The organism is Undibacterium sp. TC4M20W, assembly GCF_049340245.1.
Classification (GTDB): Bacteria; Pseudomonadota; Gammaproteobacteria; order Burkholderiales; family Burkholderiaceae_D; genus Undibacterium.
The window spans coordinates 48,291-74,409 of the sequence record NZ_JBMPPI010000018.1 but is presented as its reverse complement, the minus strand read 5'-3'; the positions used below and the strand labels follow the sequence as shown (position 1 = coordinate 74,409).

The window sequence follows — 26,119 nt, the reverse complement described above, 5'->3', positions numbered from 1 at the left end:
ACCAAGCAATGAGGGGCGGCACCTGTATGACCAGGCATGGCAGGAACCGTGACGCAAACCTAAAGCAGTCAAGCTTAGTACAAATATATCAAGAAAAGCAACCCGGACATACAAAAATGCCAAGTGCAGCAGGGGGCAGGGGAAAAGGGCAAGAAAATCATGGCGCGCCAGACACGAATCGAACGTGCGACCCCAGCCTTCGGAGGGCTGTACTCTATCCAACTGAGCTACTGGCGCGTAGATTATGCATAGTCATGCATAAGTGATACAGGGGTAATGCAAGGGCAACATTCTAACCCAAATTAAGCCCGGCCTTACGTATCAAAGCAGGGAAATTGTCGTTAAACCAGCCAGATTTTCCGCATTCTTGGCGCGTGCAGCTTGCTTTTCGTTCCAAACACGACGCTTTCGCACTATAATTCCAAGCTTTGGCGTGCGCGGTTCAATTGCCTGCCAGCATAGACGAACAGATTTTCTGTATCTAATTCATTTGCATTGAGGAAACCATGAGCGACGCGCACGACGAACACGAATCAGCGATCAAGACCCCTAAGCAACTCATCGTTGCTATCCTCGCCGGATTCCTGGTCCCCATTATCGCCATTGTCTTGCTGGTACAGTATGTATCGAATGACAAAAAAGTTGGCGCAGGTTCGTCTGCACTGACGCCAGAAGCCGTTGCCGCCCGTATCGCCCCGGTGGCTGACCAGGGTTTCAATTTCAAGGATGCCAACGGTCCCAAGACTTTGCAATCTGGTGAGACAGTATATAAAACCATTTGCGCAAATTGCCATGACTCTGGTGCGGCTGGTGCTCCAAAATTCGGCGATGCTGCTGCCTGGGGCCCGCGTATTGCCCAGGGTTACGACAAGGTAGTCGCCAATGCTTTGGGTGGTCTGCGTTTGATGCCTGCTAAAGGTGGCAATCCTGATCTGGATGATATTGAAGTTGCCCGTGCAGTTGTTCACCTGGCCAATGCTGGTGGTGCCAAATTCAAGGAGCCTGAAGTCAAGGCAGCCGCAGCTGCACCAGCAGCAGCTTCTGCCGAAGCCTCGACAAAATAAGCTTTTCAGTATTCGCCTGTCATTCAGGCAAACAAAAAACCCCGGTGCGCCGGGGTTTTTTGTTTGTTTTTTCTGCATTTCCCAGCCAATTAAATTAGAAATTGCACTGAATTTCAGTTAAATATAGTCAAAATAAGATATTTGCTGGTACAAACTGTTTTATTTTGATACATTTTGGTGCAAAATTTCCTTGAGTAATTGTTATCCCAAATGCCTGGGATAAGCGCAAATTATTACTCTCGTGATAATGTTTCCATTAATCACTATTCCTTTAAAAATTTCGCTTTTTTGCGGAACTTCCCTCTGTATTCAGAATCAAATGCAAACCTTGCTCCTTGTCTTTATGTTGCCATAATTCCATCTTGTTGTTTTTTTGCTGCATGCATTCTATCAATATTGACAATGGAATCTCTTAGATGTTCTCATGCTGAGGCAAATTTTTTGAAAGTAATTTCTCAAAATTTCCCACGCGTAAAAAAAAATTTCCATATTATTTGGTAATTTTGCAATCTGGCAAAGTTTGTTTGGTTTTTGCCGGATTTTGTTTAGAACACATAAAGAACGGAGCGCAATAGTGATAAAAGAAAAAACAATTTCAAGATCAGTAAGACTGATCTGTTCCAGTGGTTTGTTGTTGAGCATGGGTATGATGGCTCAACCGACTTTCGCACAAGAAGGTGTACAGAAAGTTGAAATTACCGGTTCCAGTATTAAGCGTACTGAAACAGAAGGTGTTGCAACGACTCAAATCCTGAGCCGTAAAGACATCGAACAATCAGGAAAAACTTCTATCGCTGATGTGGTCCGCAGTATTTCTGCTGACAATAACGGTAGTATCAGTGGCTCTTTCACTAATGGTTTCGCTGGTAGCGCTTCCGGCGTGTCCCTGCGTGGTCTGAGCGTCAGCTCCACTCTGGTGCTGATCAATGGCCGTCGCACAGCACCGTATGGTTTTGGTGATGACGGTCAACGCAGCTTCGTCGATCTGAACTCCATCCCGCTGGATGCAGTTGATCGTATCGAGATCCTGAAAGACGGCGCTTCCGCGATTTACGGTTCTGACGCTATCGCCGGCGTGGTTAACGTGATCCTGCGTCAAAACTATGTAGGTCAATCTGTTTCCGCGAATATCGGCCAGTCTTCCCGTGGCGATGGCCGTACCACGAGCGCATCCGCTGCGATCGGTTTCGGTAATCTGCAAACAGATAAATACAATCTCTTCATGACGATTGATGCCAAAAAGCAAGAAAAAATCTGGCAAAAAGACCGTAGTGACTACATCGGCCAGGCTGATGCACGCCCATGGGGTGGCCGCGATCAACGCGCTGGTTTCATCACTTCCGGTAATGCCGGTGGTTCCAATGCACTGGGTACCGTACGTCCAGTAAGTGCAACTGGCGGCACTATCGCTGGCCGTGGTGTTCAACAATTGCCAGGTACTTGCTCTGCGGCAAATCTGGATCCAGTTGGCGGCACTTCTTTGGATAATGCTGGCGGCGGTTGCTTGTTTGATCCAGTTGCCTACCAAACTATTCAGCCAGAAACACAAAACCTGAATCTGTATGCACGCGGTACTTTTGCCATCAATGACAAAACCACAGCTTACACAGAATTGGGCTTGTTCAATAGCAAGGCAAAAACACAGACAACACCATCCGGTTTGACCGGTTCTGGTTTTGATCTGGTCAATGCCCGTGTCAACATTACTGGTTCAGGTCCTGACCAATTGTTGTTGCCTATCGGCCATCCAGACAATCCATTTGCTGATGCCCGCGCGCGTCCACGCTGGATCGATACAACACGTCCACGTACTGCCGATCTGGAAACAACAGTTACCCGTTTCCTGGCTGGCGTAAAAGGTACAGTTGCTGAGTGGGATTACGATGCAGGCTTCCTGTATGCTGAAAGCAAAACAGACAAGACTCAAAACGGTTACTATCGTCAATCTGCTTTGAAAGCAGCAGTGGCGAATGGTACTTTCCGTATTGGTCAAGGCCGTATCAATACACCTGAAGTACTGGCACTGGTTTCTCCAACGTTGAAAAACTCTGGCGTGACGAAGAGCACTTCCGTCGATTTCAAAGCAACACGCGAACTGACACAATTGCCAGGCGGCCCATTGGCGATTGCGGTAGGTGCTGAGTACCGTAAAGAAGAAACCAACAGCGAAGCAACACCATTCACTAACACGAATGACATCGCTGGTCTGGGTTACTCTGCTGCCAAAGGCTCACGCAACGTTAGCGCGATCTACACAGAATTGGCTATCCCGGTATTGAAATCCCTGGAATTCCAACTGGCTGCCCGTTCAGACAAATACTCTGACTATGGTCGTTCCACTACACCTAAAGCTGGCTTCAAATACACACCAACTAATGCTATCGCATTCCGTGGTACGTATGCTGAAGGTTTCCGTGCTCCTAGCGCGGCAGAGAACGGTGATTCCGCTGTAGCTGCATTTACCAATATCGGCAGCGATCCTGTCCGTTGTGCAGTGACTAAACTGGCTGCTGATTGCTCTTCACAACAGGTTGGCGCGATCACGATCGGTAACAAAAACATCAAGCCTGAAACATCCAAGAGCTATAGCCTTGGTCTGGTTGTAGAACCTATCAAGAACTTCAGCATCTCCCTGGACTGGTGGAAAATCGTCCGTGAAGGCGAAATCAGTGGTTCTGACCCAGGTGCGATCGTTACTAACCCAGCTGGCTACCCAGATGCACAAATCGTGCGCGGCGAACCAACAACCAACTTCCCTGGCCTGGTTGGTCCTATCCTGATGGTGAAAGCGCCTTACCTGAATGCTGGTAAGACACAAACTTCCGGTCTGGATCTGGATATGCGTGCGAAGTACGACATGGGCAGCAACGGCAAGTTGAATGCCGGTCTGGTTGTGACCTACATGAACGAGTTCAAGAGAACTGATGCTGATGGTACTACGCATGAATTTGCTGGTACTCACGGTGACGTGAACTTGTCTGGTGACGGCGGTACTCCACGTACTAAAGTCAGCGTTAGCCTGGGTTGGGAACGTGGTCCTTGGACATTGTCCGGCAACGTGAACCATGTATCCAGTATCAGCGACACCAATGAAATCGGTGGCGATTGCCTGGACGTTGATGCCAACGGTAAGCCTTACCTCGGTTGCCGTATTGCTTCCTTCACAACAGTCGATATGTTTGGTAAATGGAAATATTCCAAAAACCTGGAATTCACAGCATCCATCACTAACCTGTTCGACAAGATGGCACCGTTGGACGTCCAGACTTATGGCCGTATCAACTACAACCCATCCCTGCATCAGTCCGGCGCAGTTGGCCGTTACTGGAATATCGGTGGACGTTACACATTCTAATGTTGACGTAACTGACAGCATGGCCTGAGTTCCAGCATCACCAGTTTGCACCGGTGATGCCAGTACCAAGGCAGGTTGAAAGACAAAACCCCCGCAAGCTTGCTTGTGGGGGTTTTTATTTATGACGTGCGGCATGCGTATGTGTATATGTATGCGGCTTGGATATGGCTATGGCTATGGCTGTCATGTCCATGGCGCGCATTGCATATCATGTGGCGCGTTTTGATGGCGCTTGTCTGCACGCCACAGGGGAAAATATCAATCAAAGCTGCCGCCAGAGCTGTTGCATGGCAGGCATTCCCATGAATTGAAACATTGAAACCTGTGAGAGCAAAGCATGCTGAACATAGATAAGACCAAACCTGTACTGGTGACTGGCGCCACCGGCTATGTCGCTGGCTGGATAGTGAAACGGCTGTTGGAAGAAGGTGTGACCGTCCATGCTGCCGTCCGTAACCCCAGCGATGTAGCAAAACTTGCTCATCTGGACCAGATGGCTCTTAAATTGCCGGGCAGCATACGTTATTTCAAGGCTGACTTGCTTGAAGAGGGCTCTTATGCAGAAGCCATGCAGGGATGCTCAATCGTTTTCCATACCGCATCCCCATTCAGGCTGGACGTCAGCGATGCCCAGAAGGATCTCGTCGATCCGGCAAAACTGGGGACACAAAATGTGCTTCAAACAGCCAGCAAGACCGCTTCAGTAACACGCGTGGTGCTGACCAGCAGTTGTGCCGCCATCTATGGCGACTGTGCAGATGTTGCCAACACGCCCCGCCAGGTTTTGACCGAAGACATCTGGAATACCAGCTCTTCATTGCAACATGTGCCCTATTCCTACTCAAAGACCGTGGCAGAGCAGGTGGCATGGGAAATTGCAAAGCAGCAGACTCGCTGGAACCTGGTTGTCATCAACCCCAGCTTCATTCTTGGTCCCGGCTTGAGTACGCAAGCCACTTCCTCGGAAAGTTTCAATTTCGTCCGCCAACTGGGGGATGGACGCATGAAAGCGGGTATCCCAGATATAGGTTGCGGTGCAGTCGATGTGCGCGATGTGGCCGAAGCCCATCTGCGCGCCGCCTATCTGCCAGATGCCAAAGGACGTCACATTGTTTCCGGGCATGACAGTTCCCTGCCCATGATAGCCCAGGCTTTGCTGCCTAAGTATAAAGCCTATCCGCTACCGCGCCGTGTCCTGCCAAAATGGCTGGTCTGGCTGGTCGCACCTCTTGCTGATAAAAGCATTACACGTAAAATGATTTCCAGAAATGTTGCTTATGTCTGGCGGGCAGACAATGGCAAGAGCATCCATGAGCTTGGAATGTCTTACCGTCCCTTGCAAGTTACAATTCAGGATATGTTTCAGCAAATGATAGACAGTGGGCAGATTCCCAAGCCTTGAGCGTCAACCTGAGCAGGGTGAACTGAAAAAAATGAAACGAGCGACCCATTTCTCTGTCCAGCCTGGCTGGCGACTGCTGCTCAGCGACATGGGCCTCAACCCCGATCACTTGCTGCGTCTGGCGCAGTTGCCGGCAGACCTGTTCACGCGCAAGGACGGCACGATTACGGCAGCCCAGTATTTCGGCTTGTGGCAAGCCATAGAGACCTCGGCTGGAGTAGCATCACTGCCGCTGCTGGTTGGCGCGGCCATTTCGGTTGAAGCATTTGACCCGCCGATTTTCGCGAGCTTGTGCAGCCCCAACCTAAATGTCGCCATGCAGCGCTTGTCTGCATTCAAGAAGCTGGTCGGGCCAATGACACTGAACGTGCAGGCCGGGCAGGCCAAGACTGTCATAACGCTGGAATGCTATGGCAATGAAGGCCATATTCCCAAGAGCCTGGCGATGACAGAACTGGTCTTTCTCACGCAACTCATCCGCCTGGGGACACGCTATCGTGTCATTCCACTGGAGGTGATGCTGCCGGAAATGCCCGCAAACCTGGATGACTATGCCGCATACTTTGGCCTCCCGCCAAAAAAAGGGGCGCTCATACGGCTGACATTTTCTGCGCATGATGCAGCCAGACCCTTCCTTACTGCCAATGAAGCCATGTGGGGATATTTCGAACCGGGTTTGCGCAAGCGGCTATCTACACTGGATGCGACGGCAAAGATCAGTGAACGTGTAAGGGCAGTATTGCTTGAGGGCCTGCCGGCAGGCGAGTATTCGGTAGAGACTGTCGCCCGGCATCTTGCCCTCAGCAAGCGTAGCCTGCAGCGACAACTGAGTGAGGAATCTACCAGTTTCAAGGACATACTCAACGCCACTCGCCAGCAACTGGCGCAGCATTACCTGAGTACCGCCTCTGTTTCTCAGGGGGAAATTGCTTACCTCCTGGGATTTCAGGAAGTGAATTCCTTTATCAGGGCATTTAAGGACTGGACTGGTAATACCCCTGCGGCCTACCGGCATGACTTGAATGTCCTCGTCAGCACTACGCATTGAGTTTGCAAGAGTGCCGGTTGGACTGGCAAATCTGCCCGAAGTCTCAATAAAGTCTCAATGAAGTCTCAAGCGCTTCCAACGGCCTGTCCCTCCGCAATTGCTGAGGCTGGCACACATTTTCGACTAAGCATAGGTGGGATTTATGGCTTTTTGGTGACTTATTGCCAGTTTAAACACGCATATTGCAATTTGACGATGGTGTTCCGGGAAAGGAAATTGTGATTAAAACACATAACATTTTATAGCTGACGCATAACCTGTTGTCATTAAGAGACAGCCCAAGTCATTGAATGAGGCGCTCTATAGTTCTTGTCGGAAAGATTATTCCTCATTTCAATTTGTCGAAATTAGTCGAAATTGTACATACAAATTTCAGATGATGAAAAAAGCAATAACATTTAAAGTCCAAAATGGTGCACGGTCTATAAATGCCCATTTTTTATCCTGTCATTTCAGCTTTTAGCCGCGTGCAAATTCTTGGATATGAATAATTGGCTAAATTAAATATAAATATCGCAGGCCGACGTTATTACACAACAGTTGATCTTGCGTAATTTTATGACCTGCACATTTTTAACAATTTAACTTGATGGCGAGAAAATTTACGTTTTCGAAACGAAATAAGCAGTCTTGACATCAAAGTTTTCAAATGGTTCCATGACAAGGAGATTTTTTTTCGGAAAATGTAACGGTAATTGAAACAGACAAATGATGAACAAATTGCGACGAATTGCTTTTGATCATTTTCCGGCAGAAAAAATCTAAAAAAGAAATTTGGCTGCTGTGGGCAAATAGGGGGTTCTGGTTACCAACCGGGATCTTGTCCAGGCGGCCTCGCTCATTAGTTACATTTTTGGGGGTTTAGTCATGGTAGAAAAAATGTTGGCCCGATCCGTACGCCTGATGTTCCTGGGTGGTGTCGCGGTCGGTGCAGGTTTGCTGGCACAACCAGCGATGTCGCAAGACGTACAAAAAGTGGAAATCACAGGTTCCTCGATCAAACGGATAGCACAAGAAGGCGCATTGCCTGTGCAAACTCTGAGCCGTAAAGACATCGAGCAAAGTGGTGCAAATAATGTGGCCGACCTCGTCGCTGCCCTTCCTGCCATGCAGGGCTTTATCACTGCATCCACTTCCGTCAATGGTGGTGGTGCCGGTCGTCAATCTGCCTCCATCCATGCGATTGGTACTGACTACACCCTGGTTTTGTTGAATGGCCGCCGCATGGCACCATATGGCACAGGTAGTGCCGTCAACCTTGGCAGTATTCCTTTGTCTGCAGTTGAACGCGTCGAGATTTTGACTGACGGTGCTTCTACACTGTATGGCTCAGACGCGATTGCCGGTGTCGTCAACTTTATTCTCAAAAAGAACCAGACTGACCTGAATGTAGAAGCAACCCTGACCAGCCCGCAACAAAGCGGTGGCCGTAGCGGTAACTTCTCTATTTCCAAAGGCTTTGGTGATCCTGAAAAAGACGGCTTCAATGTCTTGTTCGCGTATAGCCATGACGAACAAAAGCCGCTGGAAGCAACTCAGCGCAGCTTCGCCAATTCTGGTGTCCAGAAGTTCATGAAAGATGGCAAGATGTACGCCACCTGGCAGACCAGTATCAACTCGACACCTGCCAATGCTGACATCTATGACTCCAAGGGCAATAATGCGACCTTCTCGCCTGACCTGGTGAATACTGGCAAATGTAATGGCCCTAGCACTTTCGAGCGTGGTGGTGTATGCCGTTATGACTATGCATCGACAGTACAATTATTGCCAGAACTGAAACGTGACAGTTTCTTTGCTTCCGGTAACCTGAAGATAGGCAAGGACACTACCCTGTTCGGTGAACTGGTCATGTCCAACTTCTCTAACAAGGCACGCTATGCAGCGCCAGCCCAGCCTTTGACGACGTTCAGTACAGATCCGGTCACAGGTCAGAAGGTCATCAACCCGAACTACATCGGTGCGTATAACAAGTCTGTTGTGCCGCTGCTGGCTGGACAAGGTATCAATCCGAATGACGTGACGGATGCTTTCTTCTATTACCGCGCACGTGATGCAGGTGGCCGTGCTGATGATTATAAAACTGAAGCCCGTCATCTGGTTCTGGGTATAGACAGCAATTACCTGGGTTGGGATTTGAGCGCCAGCTATACGCATTCCGAAAATACAGAGAAAGATGACGCTGTTTCCGGTTACATGAGTGCTAACCGTTTTGATGCCCTGGTCAAATCCGGTGCTTATAATCCTTACATCGTCAATGCCAATGCTTCTGCCATCCTGGCACCAGCGGTACTGCAAGAAAACCTTAGTGTCACCAAATCCAAGATTGATGTCCTGAGCGCACATGCATCCAAAGAACTCTTTGATATGAGTGGCGGCAAAGCACAACTGGGTCTGGGTGCGGATACCACCAAGCAGTCATTCAATGATGCGCCTAGCGAGCTGGTACAAGGTCCTGGCCCTCAACATCCGGCATGGACAGACGTGATCATCGGTGGTTCTACTGGTTCACAGGGTCTGGTTGCTTCCCGCAAGAGCTGGGGTGCTTTCGGTGAATTGCTGATGCCTGTCATCAAGAACATGGATGTCACAGCAGCTGTGCGTTATGACAGCTACGACGCCGTCAAGAAAGACAATGTCAGCTATGACGTCAATGGCAATGCTTCACAACCTGGTACCCAGGGTGTGTCGGTTTCCAAGGCAACCTACAAATTGTCGGCACGTTATCAGCCTGTCCAAAGCCTGATGCTGCGCGGCTCTTACGGTACAGGCTTCAAGGCACCAACGCTGAATGATATTTCTGATCCATTGAAAAACGATGGTTCTTCGAACTTCTTCCCTTGCCCTATTACCAAAGCAACTGATCCACGTTTCCCATACTGCCGTGGCACGTCTGAATACGGTCTGTTGAAAAAAGGTAATCCAAGCACAGGTGCAGATGCACTGAAAGCAGAAGAATCCAAACAGGCAGCATTCGGCTTCCGCCTCGAACCAACCAGCAACCTGTCTCTGGGTCTGGACTGGTGGGATGTGAAACTGAAAAACCAAATCCAGAAATTGTCTCAGGATCTGATTTTCACGACACCTTCACTGGCTGATCAATACATTTCCCTGTACTACGATCCTATCCAGAAATCCAAAGTTCTGGTAGCTAACCGTAGCCCTGTGAATCTGGCCAGCTCCCGTTACTCCGGTGTGGATTGGGATGCGACACTCAAATCAGCGACACCTATAGGCAAGCTGAGTGTGAACTGGTCCGGTACTTATATGCTGACAGCAGAAAAAGACGTACCAGGTGCCAAGAAAGAAAGCAGCATAGGTCGTTTTGATTCTTATGATGATGTGACTTTCCGTATCATTTCCAGGCTGGTCGCTTCTCTGAAAGTATCAGAGCAATACACTCATAGCGTTACCATGAACTACCGTTCCGGTTACCATGACAAAGTCGCATCTGCTGATGATGGCTATGTCCGTTCCGTGAATGCTGATGGCAGCGTTGGTGGTTATGTAGATATGAACCGTGATGTCAGCAACTACACGACTTTTGATTACCAGTTGCAAGCCAAGGTCATCAAAAACCTGACCATCACTGGCGGTATCCGCAACTTGTTCAACGTTGATCCTCCATTCACTATCCGCAATACTGGTGGTGGTAATCAGGTTGGTTACGATGGTCGCTATACAGACCCTCTGGGCCGTACCTTCTATGTAACAGCGCAATACAAATACTGATACCCCAATTTCAGTCATAAAAAAAACCCGGACTTGTCCGGGTTTTTTTTCAAATTTTGCTATTTGACCAAAATCCTGAAAATAAATTTTCTTTCTTTAACGAAATTTTTCCTTTTACTTCAGAGGCGTAATGATTTTTCAATAAAGCGATATTGCCATGGAGAAATCGTGAAATTTGTGAACAAAATTCAGTCGTCGGACAACTGTGGCAAGTATAGTTAAGCTGCGTAAAAAATAAGCAAACTTTTATACCTGTCTAAATGGAAATAAATTGCCGCTTGTAGTCAGTTTTTTGAGCGAAAACGCACGCAAAAAGCCCTTGCTACCGAGCAAAATTCGAGTATATTTCTAACTTTATCTATTGCTTTTCCGTTGAATAAGCACGGTACTTTCAATAAATGCACGCTATATCATGCATTAATAAGATAAAGTAGCCTGATGGTAATTTTTCCGGCAATGATAAGCAAGTGAAGTAGTAATTTGTAACATCTTTGTTCCCATCTTCCTCAACCATTTTTCACACCAGCCAAGCAAATGAATTTATCAAAAATGACAGTAAGTAGGCGTCTGGGACTGGGCTTTGCTCTGGTTTTGACGTTTTTAATTGCCGTGACCCTCGTCGGCATTTCAAGAATGTCGCAGATTCAGGGGCGGCTGGAAAAGATAGTGAACGTCAGCAATGCCGAGACCCGTCTGGCATTGGACATGCGTGCGATCGTGTATGACCGCATGGTCTCCCTGCGAAATCTGACCCTGCTCAACGATGCTGGCGATATGGAGCCGGAACTGAAAAAGATTGCCGAGCAAACCAAACAGTATGCCGCCGCCGACGAAAAACTGAGCAAGATAGCAACTGAAGAAGGTAATGTCTCTGCAGAGAAGAAAACCTTGCTGGCGAAGTTGAAGGAAACCGAAACCGCCGCCGCTGCCCTGCCTGCCAAAGCACAGGAGCTGGGTCTGGCAAACAATGCAGAAGCTGCAACCATCACCCTGATCAAGAAACTGCGCCCGGTACAGAAAAAATGGCTGGATACGCTGGATGAGCTCGTCACGCTGGAAGATAAACTCAATACGCAGACCGCAGAAGAGGCAAGTTCAGCCTTTAAAGCTGCGACCAGCATGATGACAATACTGGGTGTGCTGGCAGTTGCTGCCGGTGTTTTTGCAGCCTTTGTGATCAGCCGTAGCTTACTCAGGCAACTTGGTGGCGAGCCAGATTATGCTGCCACTATTGCTGGCCAGATTGCAGCTGGTGACCTGACTGCACCTATCGATTTGAAGCATGGCGACGATTCCAGCCTGCTGTATGAAATGAAAAACATGCGCGACAGCCTGGTGAATATCGTTGCGCAGGTACGCAATGGTACTGACACTATCGCCACGGCATCGAGTGAAATCACGACCGGTAATCTGGATTTGTCTTCCCGTACTGAGCAGCAAGCCAGCTCGCTGGAAAAAACCACGTCGTCGATGAAAGAACTGACGACCACGGTCAAACAAAATGCCGACAATGCACGTGAAGCCAATCAACTGGCAGCTTCTGCATCTGAAGTAGCGCGCCAGGGTGGTGTAGTAGTTGCCCAGGTGGTGGATACCATGGGTTCCATCAATGAGTCGTCGAAGAAAATTGTCGATATCATCAGCGTCATTGATGGCATCGCATTCCAAACCAATATCCTGGCCTTGAATGCGGCGGTAGAAGCGGCCCGTGCCGGTGAACAAGGCCGTGGTTTTGCCGTGGTTGCGGCAGAAGTGCGTAACCTTGCACAACGCAGCGCTGCTGCCGCCAAAGAAATCAAAACCCTGATCGGTACCTCGGTCGAGAAAGTCGAAATCGGCACCAAGCTGGTGGGTCAGGCTGGCGTTACGATAGACCAGGTAGTCTCCAGTGTTAAACATGTGACCGACATCATTGCCGAAATCAGTGCAGCGAGCCAGGAACAAAGCGTGGGCATTGAGCACGTCAATCACGCCATCATAGAAATGGATGGCATGACCCAGCAAAATGCTGCCTTGGTTGAACAGGCTGCAGCCGCTGCCCAGAGTTTGCAGGACCAGGCTTCTGAACTGGCGAAAGTGGTCAGTGTCTTTAAACTGCAGGCAGGTGAACGCAGCCAGTATATTGCTCCGCCGATGGCGCAAATGCCGGTGCGCCGTGTCGAACCTGTGGCCTCGATCAAAAGCAAATCCAGAAGCAGTGCCGTCAAATCATTGCCTGCCGCTAAAACGGTAAGCAAAGCAGCACCCAAGGCAACTCCCAAAAAGGCGGCTTCTGCAAGCGCTGATGAATGGGAAGAATTCTGATGTCGCCGGTTTTCAGTGATGAGGGGATCAATCCATATCACTGAAAACCGCAATTGTTGAGAATAGTGTCTGGCCTTGAAATCTGTTGGAAGTTTTTTATACTGAATAGAAAATGCATAAGAAGAGTCCTATGAAACCACAAATATCCTTACTCATCTCGTCCTTGTTGTTATGTGCCAGTGCCTCCGTCATGGCCGCAGAAACTTCTCCTGTCATGGACAGCAAGTCATGCGAACCACCCAAGTATCCAAAAGCAGCATTGATGAATGAAGAAACCGGCACTGTTACCATGGGTTTCCTGATTGCGGCAGATGGCAAGGTCGTTGAATCCAAAGTAGAAAAATCCAGCGGCTCCAAGAGCCTGGACAAGGCTGCACTGACAGCCCTGAGCCAATGCAAATTCAAACCAGGCACCAAGGATGGCAAAGCTGATCAATTATGGGCCAAGGTCGATTTTGTCTGGAAGCTTGAGTAATCAGTTTGGAGTTCAGTAGCTTGATTAACTGAACAACAAACCAGAATATACAAACAGGAAGGGGACACATGATCGTGTCCCCTTCCTATTTTATGATTCAAGATTCTGAATCAAAATTTGAGAAGCACTCTGGCTGACAAAGAAACCCAGTTCTGCGGTCGTGCAAACCGGCAGGTTTTGAAACGGTAAATCTGTCCTTGCCAGTCTAGACGCGTCGTACCTCCCTGGGTAACAACGCAGCCACCACGCCCAGCAGCGGCAGGTAGGCTATGGTCTGATAGACAAAGGCAATGCTTGTCCTGTCCGCAAAAATACCCAGCACCGCAGCACCGAGCCCACCCATGCCGAAGGCGAAACCGAAGAACAGGCCAGACACCATGCCCACCTTGCCCGGCATGAGTTCCTGCGCATATACCAGGATGGCTGAGAACGCTGAAGACAGCACCAGCCCGATCACAATCGTCAGCGCCGTTGTCCAGAACAGATTGGCATACGGCAGCATCAGCGCGAACGGCGCCACTCCCAGTATCGACACCCAGATGACAGGCTTGCGACCTATGCGGTCACCAACAGGTCCACCCAGTACCGTACCCAAGGCAGAGGCAAACAGGAAGAAAAAAAGATGCAACTGCGCATTTTGTACCGTCAGGCCAAAACGTTCCATCAGGTAAAAGGTATAAAAACTGCTGATGCCCGCAACGTAGAAATACTTTGAAAAAATCAATATCAGCAAGATCGCGATAGCACCCATGACCACATTGCGGGGGTAAGGTGCGACGTTAACAGGTTTCCTGTTGCCAGCAAAAGCAATGTGGTGTACTGCATACCAGCGGCTCACTTGCAGCAGCAGACCTATGCCCAGTATGGCGGCCAATCCGAACCATGCCACGCTGCGCTGGCCGAAAGGCACGATAACGATGGCCGCCAGCAGTGGGCCTATCGCCGTACCCATATTACCGCCGACCTGGAACACCGACTGCGCAAACCCATGCCGCCCGCCCGAAGCCAGCCGCGCAATGCGCGAAGATTCGGGATGGAAGATGGAAGATCCTATGCCGACAAAGGCTGCTGCGAGTAGCACGAAGCCAAAGCTGGGAGCAAAGGCCAGCAGTATCAACCCGATCAGCGTTGATGTCATGCCAAAGGGCAGTGAATACGGTTGTGGCCGGCGATCGGTAAAAACACCCACCAGCGGTTGTAGCAGCGAGGCCGTCAGTTGGTAGGTCAGGGTAATCAGCCCCACCTGGCTGAAGCTCAGCGAGAACTCACCCTTCAAGATAGGATACATCGCCAGTATCAGTGATTGCATCATGTCATTGATCATGTGCGCACTGCTGATGGCACCCAGGATGCCGAAAGCAGGTTTGCTCTTTGCAGGGGGCGCGGTGGGCTGGCCAGTGTCAGATGTTGTTGCGGAAATTGTCATGGAGATGGCTTTCACTTTAGAATGGGACCAGGCTGCCGACAGTAAAACGGGCTATCTGTGCTGCTGCCTTGTTACCGGTATGGCAGAATTATCCCCCGTACTGGATAGCCTGTCTCGCGCCAATCCGCCAACAACCCTTGAGAAAAGGACATGGATACATCCCGCAAGCCCAAGGCCCTGGCTCAAGCGCTTCAAGAAATTGATGAGCTGCCTTCACCTGTCAGCGGCAGGGCTACTGACTATCCAGCCAACTGGCACATTGCGCCGCACCTGCATGCCAGGCATCAACTGATTTATGCAGTACGTGGCGTGATGGTGGTGCAGACTGAGGTCGGTCGCTGGGTGGTGCCGCCCACCCGCGCCATCTGGATGGTGGCTGGCATGACGCATGAGATACGCTGCATAGGAGAAGTGCACATGCGTAGCGTGACAGTAGCAACGGATGCGGCCTCCGGTTTACCGGGCTTTACCCAGGCAGTCGGTATCTCGCCTTTATTACGCGAGCTGATCCGCGCTGCCATGGAATTAAGTCAGCCCGAGTTGTCCGATTTGCACTATATACCCGACAGCCGCGATGGCCGTGTCATGCGATTGATCCTCGATGAAATACGTGTCCTGCCCGTGTTGCCCTTGCATTTGCAAATGCCGTCCGACCCGCGTCTGCTGAGAATTTGCGAGCTGCTTCAGCAGCAACTCGATGATACTTCCACCATGGCTGACTGGGCGCAACGCCTGGCCGTGGATGTGAAGACCATACAGCGCCTGTTCGTGAAAGAAACCGGCATGACCTTTGGTCAATGGCGGCAACAGGCCCGCTTGCTACGGGCGCTGGAATTGCTGGCAAGCGGCGAGAAAGTCATCGACATCGCCCTGGCACTGGGCTATGACAGCCCCAGCGCCTTCTCTACCATGTTTCGCAAACAGTTTGACCAGACACCCAGCCAGTTCTTTGCTGAAAACTGACCGGGCTCGTCAGTGAGAAAAATCCAGTGCTTATTTCAGCACTGAACGAGCACTGTCTACACTGCTTATTTAGGGGCTGATTGCAAACCGCGGCGTATCAGCAATGGTTCTATCTTTGCTTCACGTCCACGGAAATTACGGAAAGACTCCAACGGGTCCATGCTGCCACCCTTGGATAATAATTGCTGACGGAACCAGTCGCCATTCTTGCGGTTCAGGCCACCGTTTTCCTTGAACCATTCCACGCTCTCGGCATCCAGCACTTCACTCCACAGGTAAGCGTAGTAACCGGCTGAATAACCACCACCAAAGATGTGCGAGAAATAAGTGCTGCGGTAACGTGGCGGCACCGGGGCAAAATCAACACCCGACTGTTTCAATGCATCTGCTTCAAAGGCCAGGGCATCTTTTGGTATCTGCGCCGGTGTCAATTGATGCCAGCGTTGATCCAGCAAAGATGCTGCCAGGTATTCTGTCGTCGCAAAACCCTGGTTGAATTTATTGGCTGCGGTGATTTTATCTACCAAGGTCTGTGGTATCACTTCGCCGTTTTGATAGTGTCTGGCATAGTTTTTCAATACCTCAGGCCAGGTTGCCCACATCTCGTTAACCTGGGATGGATATTCGACAAAGTCACGCGGTACATTGGTGCCAGAAAAACGCGGGTACTTCACATTCGAGAACAGTCCGTGCAGGGCATGGCCAAATTCATGGAAAGCCGTGCGTACTTCATCAAAGGTCAGCAGGGTAGGCTGGCCTGCTGGCGGTTGCGGGATATTGAGATGGTTGGCAAGCACAGGGTGAGTACCAAACAGCGTGGATTGCTCTACATAAGCATTCATCCAGGCACCACCGCGCTTGGTGTCGCGCGCATACATGTCCGCGATGAACAAGGCCATGCTCTTGCCATCTGCATCAAATATCTCATACACCTTGACGCTGGGGTTATACACCGGCAAGTCAGTGCGTTCTTTGAAAGTGATGCCATACAGTTTGGTGGCAGCAAAGAAGACACCGTTTTCCAGCACATTCTTCAATTCAAAATAAGGGCGCAACTGGCTGTCGTCAAAGCTGTATTTTGCCTTGCGTAATTGTTCGGTATAAAACGCCCAGTCCCATGCCGCCAGTTTGAAATTACCTTGCTGTGCATCGATGATTTTTTGCAGCTCTGCGCCTTCGGCTTTGGCGTTATTCACTGCAGCCGGTGCCAGCTCGCCCAGCATTTTGTTGACTGCGGTGGTGGTTTTGGCGGTTTCATCTTCCAGGCCATAGGCGGCATGGTTGACATAACCGAGCAGGGTCGCACGTTCAGCACGCAGGCGTGCCAGATCGATGGCTACCTGGCGGTTGTCAAACTCACCGCCATGGCTGCCACGGTTGACCGAGGCTTCATGCAGACGCTTGCGCAGGGCGCGGTTTGCCAGGCTGGCCTCGAATGGCTGGCCGGTGGTATTCATGAGCGGTATCACGAATTTATCTTTCAGGCCGCGTGTCTTGGCTGCTTCAGCCGCACTGGCCATTTCTTCTTCAGACAAACCTTGCAGCTCAGCCTTGCTATCAACAATGATGGCCGAGGCATTGGTTTCTTTCAGCACATTCTGGCTGAACTTGGTCGCCAGGCTGGCTAACTGGGCATTCAGGCTCTTGAGTTTTTGCTTGTCTTTGTCGCCCAGCTTGGCACCGGCACGCACAAAGTCTGTGTAATAGCGTTCCAGCAAGCGCCCGGATTCTGCGTCCAGGTTCAATGCCTGGCGTGCTTCATATAATTTACTGATGCGCTGGAACAGGCGCGCATTCAGGAAAATCTGGTCCTGATGGGCCGCCAGCCTGGGTGCCAGGTCGCGTGACAGCGCTTCTAGCGTAGGGTTGGTATTCGCGCCTGTCAGGCTGAAAAAGACAATGGAAACCCGGTTCAACATCTGCCCCGCACGTTCCATTGCGACCACGGTATTGTCAAATGTAGGGGCAGCATGGCTGCCTGCAATGAGTGCGATTTCGGCAGCATGCTGGCGCATGCCCTCGGTGAAGGCAGGGCCGTAATGTTCATTCTTGATCTGGTCAAAAGCCGGATATTGGTAAGGCAGCTTGCTGGCACTGGCAAAGGGATTGCTAGCCAGTTTGCCAGCAGTCTTTTTTTGCGTGACGCTGGCAGAATCAGCTGGTGCGGCTGTGACATAAGTGGCAGGACTAGCCAGCGCAGTGCCAAGCAAAATGAGCAGTAGATGTTTGTTCATGTAGTTTTACCAAAATCTTTGATCAAAAGGAAACACAGTGTAGCAGACCGTAAAGCTAATATATCGTTCAATCGGGGCAAAAAAATAGCGCCCTGAGGCGCTAAAAAGTGCGTAGCAAAAATGGGCCTTCAACACATGACGAAACGATTTGCCAGGTCAAGCACAAAAGACGGACGCAGATAGGCGATGAACACCAGGGCCAGCACCACAAGGATGATGCTGCCCCACAGTAGCCGCAATAATCTGCGTGATAATTGTTTAGTCATGAGTTATTCGAATTTGTTCAGGCCGCAGCTTCACTCGCGCGGACTATCGGTTTTTCACTGATAGGCAAATTCACCAGCGCCGCAAAGATACCCAGGCCCAGGACGATGCCCCATACCATGTTGTAGCTGCCGGTCTTGGTGTAAATATAGCCACCCAGCCAGACACCGATAAAACTGCCAACCTGATGCGAGAAAAACACAAAGCCCGACAGCATTGATAAATACTTCACGCCAAAAATCCCGGCAATGACACCATTCGTCAACGGCACGGTAGATAACCATAACAAGCCCAATGCTGCGGCAAAAAGATAAACAGAATACGGTGACAGCGGTGCCAGCAAGAACAAGGCGATGACCAGACTACGTGCCAGATAGATACCCGACAACAGATAAGGTTTAGGGAACATGCCGCCCAGCTTGCCGGCATAGTAAGAACCAAAGATATTGAACAGGCCAATCAGCGCCAGCGCATATACCGCCACGCTGGGGTCCATGATACCTTTATCTTTCAGATACGCAGGCATGTGTACTCCTATGAAAACCAGTTGGAAGCCGCAGACGAAATAGCCAGCTACCAACAACAAAAAAGGCTTGTAGGCAAAGGCTTCACGTATCGCTTCGCTGATACTTTGCTGTGGACCTGTGACTTGTTCAAGCGCCGGTTCACGCAACTTCATTGCCATAGGCACCATCAGTAATACGACCAAGGCTGCCAGTACATAGAAGGCATTTTGCCAGCCTGCGCGGTCTATCAATTGCTGCTCTATCGGCATCATGACGAACTGGCCAAAGGAGCCTGCGGCAGAAGAAATGCCAAAAGCCCAGGAACGTTTTTCCAGCGGTGCCGTGCGGCCTATGATGCCGCTGACTGCTCCAAAGGATGTGCAGGCCAGTGCACCACCTATCAGTATCCCGGTACCGACTATGAACAGCACAGGCTGGTCTATCAGCGCCATCCATAACAACCCGGCCGCATACAAAAATGCACCCAGTATCATCATTTTTGTCGTGCCTACCTTGTCTATCACCATGCCTGCCAGTGGGCCAAACACACCCCACATCAGATTTTGCATGGCCATCGCCATCGAGAAGGTTTCCCTGGTCCAGCCATGTTGCTGTGAGATGGGTTGCATCCAGAAACCAAAACCATGTCTGACACCCATGGACAAGGTAATCACAATACCGCTGGCCAGCAGCACGGTTTTTAGGTCGGGAGCGCGTTGAGTTGTCATGGCGATATCTGTTTTGCTCATTAGAAAATGAGTTCTAGTGTATGCCAATCCAGAAAATCATGTGGACTGCCCAAAACACCATGACGGTATGGTGTCTCGCAGCAGTCAGCCTGCCTTGCCAGGTTTCAAGGACTCAGGGATTAAGAGGCAGATTCAAGGTAAGCCGCGTGCCCATGCCTGGCGCGCTATCCACCGCGATATCGCCATGCATGATGGTGGTCACCAGGTTGTGGACGATGCTGAGTCCCAGCCCGCTGCCACCCTGACCCAGTTTGGTGGTGAAAAAAGGGTCAAATATCCTGCGCAAATCCTGCGCCTCTATGCCCTTGCCATTGTCGCTGAAGATGATCTGTACCTGATTGTCTGGCGTCTTGTGGGCACGCAACAGCATCTTGCCGTTTTCGCGGTTTTCAAAAGCGTGCAGCAGGGCGTTGTTGATAAAATTGGTCAGCACCTGCCCATAAGGACCGGGAAAGCTGTTGAGGTCTATGCCATCGGGAATATCAATTTCCAGCGTATGGCCGCGCTTGTGTATCAGGTTGTGCAGGGTACGTATGACTTCCAGGGTAGTCTTGCGCAAATTAAATGTGCGGCGCATCTGACTGGTCTGATCGACTGACACTTGCTTAAAACTGCTGACCAGGTCGCTCGCGCTCATCAGGTTGCGCAGCAATAATTCATTGGCATTATTGATCGTGGCCGTGAACTGGTTCAGGTCAGAACGCTTCAGGGTGTTTTCTGTCAGCTTGCGCAAGAAAATGACAGACTGTTCTTGTAGTGTAGTGGCAGTCAGCAGGCTATTGCCTATGGGGGTATTCAGTTCATGGGCGATACCCGCCACCAGTGAACCCAGTGCCGCCAGTTTTTCTTGCGAGACCAGGATTTGCTGCGCTTTTAAGAGCTGCTGGTAAGTCTCGGCATTTTCCACAGCTATTGCGGTATAAGCGGCCAGCATCATGGCAATGTCCAGATGCATGCGCTGGAAGGCATTTTTTTGCGTGCTCTGTATCGCAATGATGCCTATGGTGCGGCCCTTGATCATCAGCGGGACATAGATATGCGAGACCGGAATGACTTTTTCCATTCCGGCGAAATAGGCACTATCTACCGTCAGCTTGTGCAAGCCTGCTTCGCTGATGTAATTCTGGTACTCGCTATAGATATCACTGATAAAGATGGGCTGCTGATGCGTGACACACCATACTGATAATAAATCCTCGTCCCTGATATCGCGTATATACGGCAACATGCGCTGGCCACGCAGGATATTGCAGGGGAACTCTATGGTTTCCTGCTCTGGCCGGTACAGGCCTACGGCGAATACTTCTGCCCCCATCAGCTCATGCACGTGGCGATAGACGATCTCCATGATGGTATCGCGGTCCAGGCTGGAAGTGATTTCCCTGCCTATTTCACTGAGCCGGTAGATATGCTTGTGTGCCTGCTGTAATTGCTCGGTTTGCAATTGCAGGCTGGCGGTGCGCTCCAGTACCCTGGCTTCGAGTTGCTTCTGGGTCTGGGCATGTTCGGCATGGCTGAGCACCTGTTGTACCAGGTTGCCCAGATGGCGGCCAAACAGCACATCTTCACGCGACCAGTTCCTGCTGCCGCTGGTATGGGCGAAACAGATCAGGCCTACGCTTTTACCATGCAGGCGCAGCGAGATTTTCAAGGCCGAATGCAATTCTTCCTGCCCCAGCAAAGCACGCATTTCGTTTGCTACCACGTGCAAACGCATATCATGCCCAACCAGTGGCACTTCATCCTGTTGCAGTATGTGCATCAGCAGTGGCAGGTTCTGGCAAGGCATTTCTGCCCTGATCAGGCCATGTTTGCTGCCAGCCCTGGCGCGACAATGCAGACCTACTCCATTGCCATCAATCAGGAAGATGGCTGCCAGCTCGGTATTCAGGATGGCCAGCGAGGTATCGGTTATCAGTTGCAATACTTCAGCTTGCTGGCCTTCTTCCAGCAAGCGGTTGGATGACAGTTCCAGCAAAATTTCTACCGGCGGTTTGTGAGACAAATCATAGGCCCGCAATTCATGGAACCTGTCCATCGTCCCCAGTTCACTGAGCTCGCTGGTGGTTTGCTGATGCAGGCGGGCAAAGTGCAGGGCCTGTTGCCAGTTGCCCTGTTGCTCATGGATTTCTGACAGTGCTGCCAGGCTGCGTACTTTTTGCCTGCGGGAAGCGACTTTATCTGAATAGCTCAGGGCCTCGCCATAGACATCCAGCGCTTCATCGAATTGCCCCGCTGCACGCAGTATGTCGGCCAGGGTATCCAGCACGGCGCCTTTCAGCCAGACGTAATTGCAGGCATCGGCGAGTTCCAGTGCAGTGCGGATATGGGTTTCAGCGACTTCCAGTTGTGCATTTCTGCTGGCGACCTGGCCCAGATACCAGTAAGTCTCAGCCAGGTATTCGTGGATGGCATGTTGCTCAGCCAATACTTTCGCTTTCAGAAAGCAATCTTGAGCTTCCTGCAATTCACCAGTATGGAGTTCATTGACACCCAGATTGATAATCTGTTTGCACAACAGATAAGGCTCGTTCAGTTGCTCCAGCAGGCTACCGGCATCGGTATGAAAACGCGCCGCCGTTTTGCCATCGCCGAGGGCATCATAAATCTGCCCCAGTCCTATATGCGCTTCGACCAGTGTCACCTGGTCGCGGTTGAATTTGCTCAGATCGACGCAACGCGTCCAGTACATCAGGGCGTCACGGTAAGCACCCTGGGTATAACAGATACGACCGAGGGCAAGCAGCATCAGCCCGGCAGGGCGTGTCAGTTGCTGCTGTTCAGCAATGTGCAGGCCTTGTTCGAGTTCGCTTTGCATGGAATGCGCCTGCCCCAGCCTCTCCAGTATCAGATAGCGCTGGTAACAGGCGTCAAGCTGCAAGCCGGTTTGCCCGGCTGTAGCTGCCTGCAGGCTCAATTGCCCGAGTAAGCAAGTCGCCAGCCGCGGATGTCTGCGCGCGGTCTTGACGATGCGATGTAAATTGCGATTCAAATTCAGCGCCTGGCGCATGATTCCCGATTTGTTTGTCCGAAAATGGCTAGAAGAGTGACTGGCACTCGCGTATAACGATTCCTGAAGATAGTAATGCAGTTTGCAAATTGGGTACATAATTTTAACGAACCCGGAATTGATTCAATACGAGAAAGTGGCGGCTATGGAACAGCAGATACCTACCATGCAAAGCAAAGGCCAGGCAGCAGCGCCGCCCGATGCAACCAGCCTGATGCTGACTGAGGCCAGTGAGGGTTTGACGCAAAAGCAATGTTATTACCGCGCCCTCGCCGCCAAGGACAGCCGTTTCGATGGGGTGTTTTTTACCGGCGTTAAAACCACCGGTGTGTATTGCCGCCCTGTATGTGGCGTCAAGACACCGCGTGAATCGTCCTGCGAGTTTTTCAGCAGCGCAGCAGCGGCTGAGGCGGCCGGTTTTCGCCCTTGCCTGCGTTGCCGCCCTGAACTGGCACCGTATGCGATACAGCAAAATCTTGCCCATGCAATCTGGCAAAGAATCGCTGACGGTGCCTTGAATGAAACCGATATAGAAAGCTTTTCTGAACAGGTTGGTCTGTCTTCACGTCAGTTGCGCCGCGTCATGCTGCAAGAGTTTGGTGTAACGCCGGTAGAACTGGCCCAGACCCAGCGCCTGTTGTTTGCCAAAAAACTGTTGCAAGAGACTCAGCTAGGCATGGCCGAGATAGCCTTTGCCGCCGGTTTTGGCAGTGTCAGGCGCTTCAATGCCCTGTTTTCAGAACGTTACCAGATGGCACCGGGATCAATACGGCGTGCGGCTGACAGCGCAGGCGAAGGTGTTTGCCTGAAGCTGGCTTACCGCCCACCCTATGCCTGGGACGCAGTGATCACTTACCTTGCCGGGCGCGCCATGCCAGGGCTGGAAGCCGTCATCGATGAAAAAGGCGGCAGGGCCTATGTACGCAGTGTACAGATGGACGGCCTGGAAGGCTGGCTCAAAGTCGCTCACCTGCCCGCCAAACAGCAACTCAGCCTGCAAGTCTCACCTTCACTGGCACCGGTACTCATGCCACTGATGGCCAGGGTCAGGCAGCAATTTGATCTGGAGGCCAATCCCGCCGTCATCCAGAGCCATCTGCAAACAGACAGCCTGCTGGCCGGGCAAATCCTGCGCACCCCAGGCATGCGTGTGCCCGGCGCCTTCAACAGTTTTGAGCTGGCTATCCGTGCCGTGCTGGGCCAGCAAGTCAGCGTGGCCGGTGCTACCACCGTAGCTGGCAGGCTGGTGACCCGCTTTGGTCAACCAGTGCTTACCCCGTTTGCTACTGTCACCCACCATTTTCCCAGTCCGCAAACCATTGTTGGCTTGTCGATAGACCAACTGGCGGGCATAGGCATACCCGGTGCCCGCGCTGCCACTTTGCAAAACATCGCCCGGTTTGCCCTTGATGGTGGCTTGCAAAGGCAGTTGGCGGCCAGCTCTGACGAGATGGTAGCCAGGCTCAAGACTGTCAAAGGCATAGGTGAGTGGACGGCACAATACATTGCCATGCGCGCCCTGCGTTTTTCAGATGCCTTTCCGGCAGGTGACCTGGGTTTGCAAAAAGCTGCCGCAATATTGGCAACTCCGGCAACCCCGGCAACCCCGGCAACCCCGGCAACCCCGGCAAGCGAGCGTCTGACCGAAAAACAATTACTAGCTGTCGCCCAGCCCTGGGCACCGTGGCGGGCTTATGCCGCTTTATTGCTGTGGCAATCACTAAGTAAATAGTAAATAAAGACTAAATAAGGAATGAGGGAAATATCATGAAATACCTGAACTACAACAGCCCGGTAGGGCAATTACTCTTAGCCGCCAGTGAACGTGGTCTCAGCGGCGTGTATTTTGAAAACCATAAACACTTCAAGGGCAGCGCAGGCTGGCAGGAAGATGAGTCTGATCCCATACTGAATCAGGCACGCCAGCAGCTGCAGGAATATTTTGCCGGGCAGCGCCAGGATTTTGATTTGCCGCTGGACTTATCGGCAGGCACGGACTTTCAGCAAGAAGTATGGGCTGCACTGCGCCGCATCCCGTTTGCCCAGACCAGCAGCTATCTGGCTCTCGCACAAGGTATAGCCAGGCCCAAGGCAGTGCGCGCAGTAGGGGCCGCGAATGGGCGTAATCCCCTATCCATCATTGTCCCCTGCCACAGGGTCATCGCCAGCAATGGTGCATTGACGGGTTATGCAGGTGGTTTGCAGAATAAAGAGGCTTTATTGATGCTGGAAAGAAAATTTTCTAAATAGCAATATTGCTGTGGCAGTCATGAATGATCAGTGCTTAAAGAGTAAGCAGCGGAATGAGCAGTGGAACGAGCAAGGCGAGTAATTTCAGGAAAAGCAGATATAGATATGGAAATATCATTTAGTTAATTTTGGTGCGATGCACAAAAAGTGCTTGACGTTTTGAATTCTACGTGTAGAATCGTATTTGTTGCGGTGCACCATTCAATAATTCGTGGAAAGCGCTGCCGAACATTAACGCTGTTAAGCCACTTAATTCCATTTACCGGAGAATGCCATGACTACCAATACACCAGAACAATTTATCGCTACGACTAAAGCTAACCTGGAAGCGCAATTCGCTTCCCTGACTTCCCTGAACAAAAAAGCATTTGAAGGCCTGGAGCAGTTGTTTGCTCTGAACGTCAATGCTGCCAAGGCAAGTTTCGAAGAAGGTACTGCTACTGCCAAACAACTGTTGAGCGCCAAAGACCCACAAGAATTTTTCACTTTGTCTGCAGCACAAGCTCAGCCAAACGCTGAAAAAGCACTGGCTTATGGCCGTCACCTGGCAAGCATCACTACAGCAACTCAGCAAGAATTCACTAAAGCTGTTGAAGCACACATCGCTGAAACAAATACTAAAGTGATTTCCCTGATCGATGAAGTAACTAAAAATGCACCAGCTGGTTCCGAACAAGCTGTTACAGCCTTGAAATCTGTTGTTGGCAACATCAACGCAGGCTACGAGCAACTGTCCAAAACAACCAAGCAAGCTGTACAAACTCTGGAAGAAAACCTGACCAAGGCTACCCAGCAGTTCACACAAGCGGCTGAAAAAGCAACTGCTAAAAAGAAGTAATTTAGCAATTGCAGATTCAGACTCACTGCGGTGAGTTGCAGTAAAAAAATCCCCTGATGTTCGCATGAGGGGATTTTTTCATGGGCAGCTGGAATTCAGGTTGACGATTGCTGATTCGGTTGTTTACCCAATAAATAAATCAAATACAGCACCACGCAAGCACCATCAAACAAGGCCGCCATATGCAGGCCCCGCAAGGCTGGCTCTGCCCAGTTGATGGCCACCATGGTCACCAGCCCGATTTTCTCAACTGCTGCTGCCAATAAAATCGCCCTTCTTGCCTGCGTTTGTTTAACCGCATAGATAATCAGTGCGCCCACCACAAAAGCCATCAAACCCCAGTGACGGGCAAAGAACAGGCCAGTCACATCACCCACCTGCATGCCTGATGCCTGCAAAAACAGGGTGGGGGCGATAAATTGCAGGCCCGCCAGCATGGTGACAGTGCCGCTGACATACAGGATCTTGCGTATTATTTTTTCTTGCATGGTCTCCCTCC

Annotated in this window: 17 protein-coding genes and 1 tRNA gene; 11 read left to right on the top strand and 7 right to left on the bottom strand. The window is 50.8% G+C overall.

The window, feature by feature from the left end; all coding sequences use genetic code 11:
- Nucleotides 1–160: 160 nt before the first annotated feature.
- Nucleotides 161–237, bottom strand: a tRNA-Arg gene (locus ACO0LL_RS19895).
- Between the two features lie 269 nt (nucleotides 238–506).
- Here ACO0LL_RS19895 and ACO0LL_RS19890 point away from each other — a divergent pair.
- The 7 genes from ACO0LL_RS19890 to ACO0LL_RS19860 all read left to right on the top strand — a co-directional run bounded on the left by ACO0LL_RS19890 (nucleotide 507) and on the right by ACO0LL_RS19860 (nucleotide 13,380).
- Nucleotides 507–1,064, top strand: coding sequence for a c-type cytochrome (locus ACO0LL_RS19890; RefSeq protein ID WP_422952557.1), 558 nt, complete (start codon nucleotides 507–509; stop codon nucleotides 1,062–1,064).
- A gap of 574 nt (nucleotides 1,065–1,638) precedes the next feature.
- Nucleotides 1,639–4,419: a TonB-dependent receptor gene (locus ACO0LL_RS19885; protein ID WP_422952556.1), complete on the top strand. Its 2,781-nt coding sequence runs from the start codon at nucleotides 1,639–1,641 to the stop codon at nucleotides 4,417–4,419.
- Nucleotides 4,420–4,756: 337 nt separating this feature from the next.
- Nucleotides 4,757–5,821 carry an NAD-dependent epimerase/dehydratase family protein gene (locus ACO0LL_RS19880; RefSeq protein WP_422952555.1) on the top strand — a complete coding sequence of 355 codons (1,065 nt, stop codon included), beginning with the start codon at nucleotides 4,757–4,759 and terminating at the stop codon, nucleotides 5,819–5,821.
- Nucleotides 5,822–5,852: 31 nt separating this feature from the next.
- Nucleotides 5,853–6,869, top strand: a complete 1,017-nt coding sequence (locus ACO0LL_RS19875) for an AraC family transcriptional regulator ligand-binding domain-containing protein (protein ID WP_422952554.1) — start codon at nucleotides 5,853–5,855, stop codon at nucleotides 6,867–6,869.
- Nucleotides 6,870–7,748: 879 nt separating this feature from the next.
- Nucleotides 7,749–10,601, top strand: a complete 2,853-nt coding sequence (locus tag ACO0LL_RS19870; RefSeq protein ID WP_422952553.1) for a TonB-dependent receptor domain-containing protein — start codon at nucleotides 7,749–7,751, stop codon at nucleotides 10,599–10,601.
- Between the two features lie 534 nt (nucleotides 10,602–11,135).
- Nucleotides 11,136–12,905, top strand: coding sequence for a methyl-accepting chemotaxis protein (locus ACO0LL_RS19865; RefSeq protein WP_422952552.1), 1,770 nt, complete (start codon nucleotides 11,136–11,138; stop codon nucleotides 12,903–12,905).
- Between the two features lie 190 nt (nucleotides 12,906–13,095).
- Nucleotides 13,096–13,380, top strand: coding sequence for an energy transducer TonB (locus ACO0LL_RS19860; RefSeq protein ID WP_422952604.1), 285 nt, complete (start codon nucleotides 13,096–13,098; stop codon nucleotides 13,378–13,380).
- Between the two features lie 205 nt (nucleotides 13,381–13,585).
- Here ACO0LL_RS19860 and ACO0LL_RS19855 read toward each other — a convergent pair whose 3' ends face one another.
- Entirely contained in the window at nucleotides 13,586–14,806 is a 1,221-nt protein-coding gene (locus tag ACO0LL_RS19855) for an MFS transporter (protein ID WP_422952551.1), read from the bottom strand.
- A 150-nt stretch (nucleotides 14,807–14,956) separates the two neighbouring features.
- Here ACO0LL_RS19855 and ACO0LL_RS19850 point away from each other — a divergent pair, with 150 nt between their 5' ends.
- On the top strand, nucleotides 14,957–15,769 hold the full coding sequence (locus ACO0LL_RS19850; protein WP_422952550.1) for an AraC family transcriptional regulator: 813 nt from the start codon (nucleotides 14,957–14,959) through the stop codon (nucleotides 15,767–15,769).
- A gap of 65 nt (nucleotides 15,770–15,834) precedes the next feature.
- Here ACO0LL_RS19850 and ACO0LL_RS19845 read toward each other — a convergent pair whose 3' ends face one another.
- From ACO0LL_RS19845 to ACO0LL_RS19830, 4 genes are all read right to left on the bottom strand, one after another.
- A complete protein-coding gene (locus tag ACO0LL_RS19845) occupies nucleotides 15,835–18,003 on the bottom strand; it encodes a M3 family metallopeptidase (protein WP_422952549.1) in 2,169 nt (722 codons plus the stop codon).
- Between the two features lie 128 nt (nucleotides 18,004–18,131).
- On the bottom strand, nucleotides 18,132–18,269 hold the full coding sequence (locus ACO0LL_RS19840) for a hypothetical protein (protein WP_422952548.1): 138 nt from the start codon (nucleotides 18,267–18,269) through the stop codon (nucleotides 18,132–18,134).
- Between the two features lie 17 nt (nucleotides 18,270–18,286).
- A complete protein-coding gene (locus ACO0LL_RS19835; RefSeq protein ID WP_422952547.1) occupies nucleotides 18,287–19,522 on the bottom strand; it encodes an MFS transporter in 1,236 nt (411 codons plus the stop codon).
- Between the two features lie 112 nt (nucleotides 19,523–19,634).
- On the bottom strand, nucleotides 19,635–22,514 hold the full coding sequence (locus ACO0LL_RS19830; RefSeq protein WP_422952546.1) for an ATP-binding protein: 2,880 nt from the start codon (nucleotides 22,512–22,514) through the stop codon (nucleotides 19,635–19,637).
- Between the two features lie 163 nt (nucleotides 22,515–22,677).
- Between ACO0LL_RS19830 and ACO0LL_RS19825 the strand changes: the two genes are divergently transcribed.
- The 3 genes from ACO0LL_RS19825 (at nucleotide 22,678) to ACO0LL_RS19815 (ending at nucleotide 25,620) form a co-directional block, all read left to right on the top strand.
- Nucleotides 22,678–24,264, top strand: a complete 1,587-nt coding sequence (locus tag ACO0LL_RS19825) for a DNA-3-methyladenine glycosylase 2 family protein (RefSeq protein WP_422952545.1) — start codon at nucleotides 22,678–22,680, stop codon at nucleotides 24,262–24,264.
- Between the two features lie 35 nt (nucleotides 24,265–24,299).
- Nucleotides 24,300–24,782: a methylated-DNA--[protein]-cysteine S-methyltransferase gene (locus ACO0LL_RS19820; RefSeq protein ID WP_422952544.1), complete on the top strand. Its 483-nt coding sequence runs from the start codon at nucleotides 24,300–24,302 to the stop codon at nucleotides 24,780–24,782.
- Between the two features lie 274 nt (nucleotides 24,783–25,056).
- Nucleotides 25,057–25,620 carry a phasin family protein gene (locus tag ACO0LL_RS19815; protein WP_422952543.1) on the top strand — a complete coding sequence of 188 codons (564 nt, stop codon included), beginning with the start codon at nucleotides 25,057–25,059 and terminating at the stop codon, nucleotides 25,618–25,620.
- A gap of 95 nt (nucleotides 25,621–25,715) precedes the next feature.
- On the opposite strand, the gene ACO0LL_RS19810 is transcribed toward ACO0LL_RS19815, so the two are convergent.
- A complete protein-coding gene (locus ACO0LL_RS19810; RefSeq protein WP_422952542.1) occupies nucleotides 25,716–26,108 on the bottom strand; it encodes a hypothetical protein in 393 nt (130 codons plus the stop codon).
- Nucleotides 26,109–26,119 lie beyond the last annotated feature (11 nt).

Bases quoted from the DNA above. Each gene is read 5' to 3' on its own strand.
- ACO0LL_RS19860 (WP_422952604.1), top strand. From the start codon at position 13,096: ATGGCCGCAGAAACTTCTCCTGTCATGGACAGCAAGTCATGCGAACCA.
- ACO0LL_RS19810 (WP_422952542.1), bottom strand. From the start codon at position 26,108: ATGCAAGAAAAAATAATACGCAAGATCCTGTATGTCAGCGGCACTGTC.
- ACO0LL_RS19850 (WP_422952550.1), top strand. From the start codon at position 14,957: ATGGATACATCCCGCAAGCCCAAGGCCCTGGCTCAAGCGCTTCAAGAA.
- ACO0LL_RS19815 (WP_422952543.1), top strand. From the start codon at position 25,057: ATGACTACCAATACACCAGAACAATTTATCGCTACGACTAAAGCTAAC.
- ACO0LL_RS19865 (WP_422952552.1), top strand. From the start codon at position 11,136: ATGAATTTATCAAAAATGACAGTAAGTAGGCGTCTGGGACTGGGCTTT.
- ACO0LL_RS19840 (WP_422952548.1), bottom strand. From the start codon at position 18,269: ATGACTAAACAATTATCACGCAGATTATTGCGGCTACTGTGGGGCAGC.
- ACO0LL_RS19855 (WP_422952551.1), bottom strand. From the start codon at position 14,806: ATGACAATTTCCGCAACAACATCTGACACTGGCCAGCCCACCGCGCCC.
- ACO0LL_RS19890 (WP_422952557.1), top strand. From the start codon at position 507: ATGAGCGACGCGCACGACGAACACGAATCAGCGATCAAGACCCCTAAG.
- ACO0LL_RS19870 (WP_422952553.1), top strand. From the start codon at position 7,749: ATGTTGGCCCGATCCGTACGCCTGATGTTCCTGGGTGGTGTCGCGGTC.
- ACO0LL_RS19825 (WP_422952545.1), top strand. From the start codon at position 22,678: ATGGAACAGCAGATACCTACCATGCAAAGCAAAGGCCAGGCAGCAGCG.
- ACO0LL_RS19820 (WP_422952544.1), top strand. From the start codon at position 24,300: ATGAAATACCTGAACTACAACAGCCCGGTAGGGCAATTACTCTTAGCC.
- ACO0LL_RS19845 (WP_422952549.1), bottom strand. From the start codon at position 18,003: ATGAACAAACATCTACTGCTCATTTTGCTTGGCACTGCGCTGGCTAGT.
- ACO0LL_RS19835 (WP_422952547.1), bottom strand. From the start codon at position 19,522: ATGAGCAAAACAGATATCGCCATGACAACTCAACGCGCTCCCGACCTA.
- ACO0LL_RS19875 (WP_422952554.1), top strand. From the start codon at position 5,853: ATGAAACGAGCGACCCATTTCTCTGTCCAGCCTGGCTGGCGACTGCTG.
- ACO0LL_RS19880 (WP_422952555.1), top strand. From the start codon at position 4,757: ATGCTGAACATAGATAAGACCAAACCTGTACTGGTGACTGGCGCCACC.